This window comes from Oceanicola sp. S124, assembly GCF_000220565.1.
Lineage (GTDB): Bacteria > Pseudomonadota > Alphaproteobacteria > Rhodobacterales > Rhodobacteraceae > Pseudooceanicola.
In genome coordinates this window covers 1-3,128 of record NZ_AFPM01000168.1, presented here as the reverse complement: position 1 = coordinate 3,128, position 3,128 = coordinate 1, and the positions used below count along the sequence as shown (strand labels likewise).

General features: G+C 65.5%; 5 protein-coding genes. All 5 read left to right on the top strand.

What is annotated here, in order from left to right; translation table 11 throughout:
- Window positions 1-242, top strand: a 242-nt coding sequence (locus tag OS124_RS24485; RefSeq protein ID WP_010139854.1) for a multicopper oxidase domain-containing protein, incomplete at its 5' end; no start/stop codon positions are given.
- A gap of 126 nt (window positions 243-368) precedes the next feature.
- Complete coding sequence (locus OS124_RS28190; protein WP_255446355.1) at window positions 369-494, top strand: hypothetical protein; 126 nt, start codon at window positions 369-371, stop codon at window positions 492-494.
- Between the two features lie 16 nt (window positions 495-510).
- Window positions 511-897: a DUF302 domain-containing protein gene (locus OS124_RS0111835; RefSeq protein WP_010139853.1), complete on the top strand. Its 387-nt coding sequence runs from the start codon at window positions 511-513 to the stop codon at window positions 895-897.
- A 1-nt stretch (window position 898) separates the two neighbouring features.
- Entirely contained in the window at window positions 899-1,570 is a 672-nt protein-coding gene (locus tag OS124_RS0111830; protein WP_010139852.1) for a TVP38/TMEM64 family protein, read from the top strand.
- Window positions 1,570-2,922 carry an APC family permease gene (locus OS124_RS0111825; RefSeq protein WP_010139851.1) on the top strand — a complete coding sequence of 451 codons (1,353 nt, stop codon included), beginning with the start codon at window positions 1,570-1,572 and terminating at the stop codon, window positions 2,920-2,922. Before OS124_RS0111830 ends, OS124_RS0111825 begins: the two co-directional genes overlap by 1 nt.
- Window positions 2,923-3,128: the final 206 nt, after the last annotated feature.

Below are 3,128 nucleotides of genomic sequence, written 5' to 3'. Positions count from 1 at the left end.
TTCACAACATGTCGATGATGGGGCACCCGATGCATCTGCACGGCCACGTGTTCCAGGTCGTCGGGTTGAACGGACGCCGCGTGGCAGGCGCCTTGCGCGACACGGTCTACGTGCCGCCGATGTCGATGGTGGACTTGGCGCTGGACGCGGGCGAAGCCGCGCGCTGGATGCTCCATTGCCATCACATGCCGCACCTGGCGACCGGCATGATGACCGAGTTCGCGGTATCGGCTTCGGTCTGACCGCAGGCGGGGCGTTCGCTTCGAGCGCCCCGACGTCCCGATCGCTGCGTTGGCGCGCTCCACAACCTTCTCGCGAGATCCGCAGATACGGGCCTCTCGCAGCCCGGAAAACAGGAGGACGACATCATGAACTGGAACGACATGGGCGCCGGAATGAGTTGGGGTATGGGGTTTGGCTGGCTGTTCGGCCTGCTGATCCTTGTGCTGCTGGTTTTGGCCATAGCAGCGCTGATCAAATATCTTCGGAAATAGGAGAAAGGATTTCGCGATGACCTACACAATCAATCGCATGATCCCCGACGCAAGTATCGACGACGTCGACGCTCGGGCGCGAGAGGCGCTGGCGGATCACGGTTTTGGCGTTCTGACCGAGATCGACGTCAAGGCGACTATGAAAAAGAAGCTCGACGTCGACATGCCGGCCTATCGCATCCTCGGCGCCTGTAACCCGAAGATGGCCTGGCAGGCCATCGGGATCGAGCCGCGGGTGGGCGCGATGCTGCCCTGCAACGTCATCCTGCGGGAGGTCGAGGGCGGCGTGGAGGTCGGCGCCATCGACCCGGTCGCGTCCATGCAGGCCATCGAGAACGCCGAGCTGCACGCCGTTGCAGGCCAGGTCCGCGACCTGCTGGCGAAGGCCGTCGCGGCGGTTTGAGATGAGCCTACGCGCCGGCATTCTCACTGGTCTGGCGATCCTCGGGACCGTCCTGCTCGGGGTGTGGTTCATCGCGCCTTCGGCCCTTGCCGAGGTCCGGGACTGGTTCGAGCCCGAGCGACTGGAGGCGCTGGTCGCGCGCGCGGGTCTCTGGGGGCCGATGCTGGTCGTCACGCTCATGACAATCGCGGTCGTGGCCAGCCCGATCCCGAGCGCACCGATCGCGCTGGCGGCGGGTGCGGCCTACGGACATGTCTGGGGCACGGTTCAGGTCGTGATCGGCGCCGAGCTTGGCGCGTTGATCGCCTTCGGCCTTGCGCGGGTTCTGGGGCACGACGTGGTCCGCCGCTTCTTCGGGGACAGGATCGATGCCGGGCTTCTGGGGTCCCAGACCGCCCTGACGGCGACGGTGTTCACCAGCCGTCTCATGCCCTTCGTGTCCTTCGACATGATCAGCTACGCCGCCGGACTCAGCCGCCTGCATGCCTGGCGCTTCGCACTGGCGACACTGGCCGGCATCGTCCCGGCGAGCTTCCTGCTGGCGCATTTCGGCGGCGAGGCGGTGAGCGGTGACCTTGGCCGGGCCACATGGGCGGTCCTCGGTCTCGGCCTCGTGACCGGGCTGCCGCTGATCTGGGCCGCGACGCGAGGGAAGGCAGAAAGGAAGAAGTGATGGCCCAGCAGTATCAGAAGAACAGCCTGTCGCTCTTCGACACAGTGGCAATGGGAACCGGCGTGATGATCGGAGCGGGCATTCTCGCACTGACCGGGCAGATTGCAGAACTTGCGGGTCCCTTGTTCCCCCTTGCCTTCGTCGCTGGCGCCGTGGTGACGGGATTCAGCGCCTATACCTACGTCAAGATGTCCAACGCCTGGCCGTCTGCGGGCGGGATCGGGATGATCCTGACCAAGGCCTACGGTCCGACGACGGTCGCGGCCGGTGCCGCGCTGCTGATGGCGCTGTCGATGGTCATCAACGAAAGCCTCGTGGCGCGGACATTTGCGACCTACCTCCTGCGGGGGCTCGATCTGAAGCCCGAAGGCTGGCTGGTCCCTGCCATCGGCGTGGGCCTCATCGTCTTCGCCTACCTCGTGAATGCGGCAGGCAACCGCTCCGTGGGTCTTCTGTCGCAGCTCATGGCGGTGCTCAAGGTGGGCGGCATCGCGGCCTTCGGCATTGCCGCGCTCTGGGCCGGCGGCTTCTCTTTCGAGGCGGCGGAAGGCGCGGATGGCGGTGCGGTTGCGGGCTTCCTTGCCTCGGTGGCGCTCGCGATCCTGGCCTTCAAGGGCTTCACGACGATCACCAACAGCGGCGCCGAGGTCACCGACCCGCACCGCAACGTCGGGCGAGCGATCATCATATCCATCGCGATCTGTGTCGTCGTCTACCTTCTCGTCGCCTTCGCCGTCGGCGCCAGCCTGCCGCTCGATCGGATCGTGGCGGCAAAGGACTACGCGCTCGCCGAAGCGGCCGAGCCCGCCCTCGGGCGGATCGGCTTCTACCTGACAGTCGCGCTCGCACTGGTCGCGACCGCCTCGGGCGTGATCGCCAGCATCTTCGCTGTGTCGCGGATGCTGGCCATGCTGACCGACATGAAGCTGATCCCGCACAGCCATTTCGGTATGCCGGGCACGATCCGCGACCATACGCTCGTCTATACGGTGGTGATCGCCAGCGCGCTGACGATCTTCTTCGACCTCAGCCGGATCGCCTCGCTTGGCGCCTTTTTCTACCTCGTGATGGACATCCTGATCCACTGGGGTGTCTGGCGGACTCTGCGGGAGGAGATCGGCGCGCATGGATGGGTCCTGCTGACGGCGATCGGACTGGACGCGGTGGTCCTTGCGGCCTTCGCCGCGCTCAAATGGCAGAGCGACCCGCTGATCGTCGTCATCGCGATCGCCGGCATGACCGCCGTTTTCCTGTTCGAGCGCATCTTCCTCGCGCTCAACCCGCCATCGCACGAACCGGCGCATGGCAGCCACCATTCCGCACAAGAAGAAAGACACGAGCCCACCTCTTGACCTTCCAACGACTGGAGGCCGCACACCGGGACAGAAAGGACATCAATCCATGGCCAACCATCATCACCATCACGCTACCTCCGACACCAAACCCGGCGCAAAGACCGCGACCGACCCAGTCTGCGGGATGCAGGTCGAGATCAAGGAGGGCGCGCGGACGCGCGACTACGGCGGCGAGACGTTCCACGTTCTGCTCCGCCGGTGCC

Excerpts from the sequence above, each read along its gene's own strand:
- OS124_RS28190 (WP_255446355.1), top strand. The coding sequence starts at position 369 with ATGAACTGGAACGACATGGGCGCCGGAATGAGTTGGGGTATGGGGTTT.
- OS124_RS0111830 (WP_010139852.1), top strand. The coding sequence starts at position 899 with ATGAGCCTACGCGCCGGCATTCTCACTGGTCTGGCGATCCTCGGGACC.
- OS124_RS0111835 (WP_010139853.1), top strand. The coding sequence starts at position 511 with ATGACCTACACAATCAATCGCATGATCCCCGACGCAAGTATCGACGAC.
- OS124_RS0111825 (WP_010139851.1), top strand. The coding sequence starts at position 1,570 with ATGGCCCAGCAGTATCAGAAGAACAGCCTGTCGCTCTTCGACACAGTG.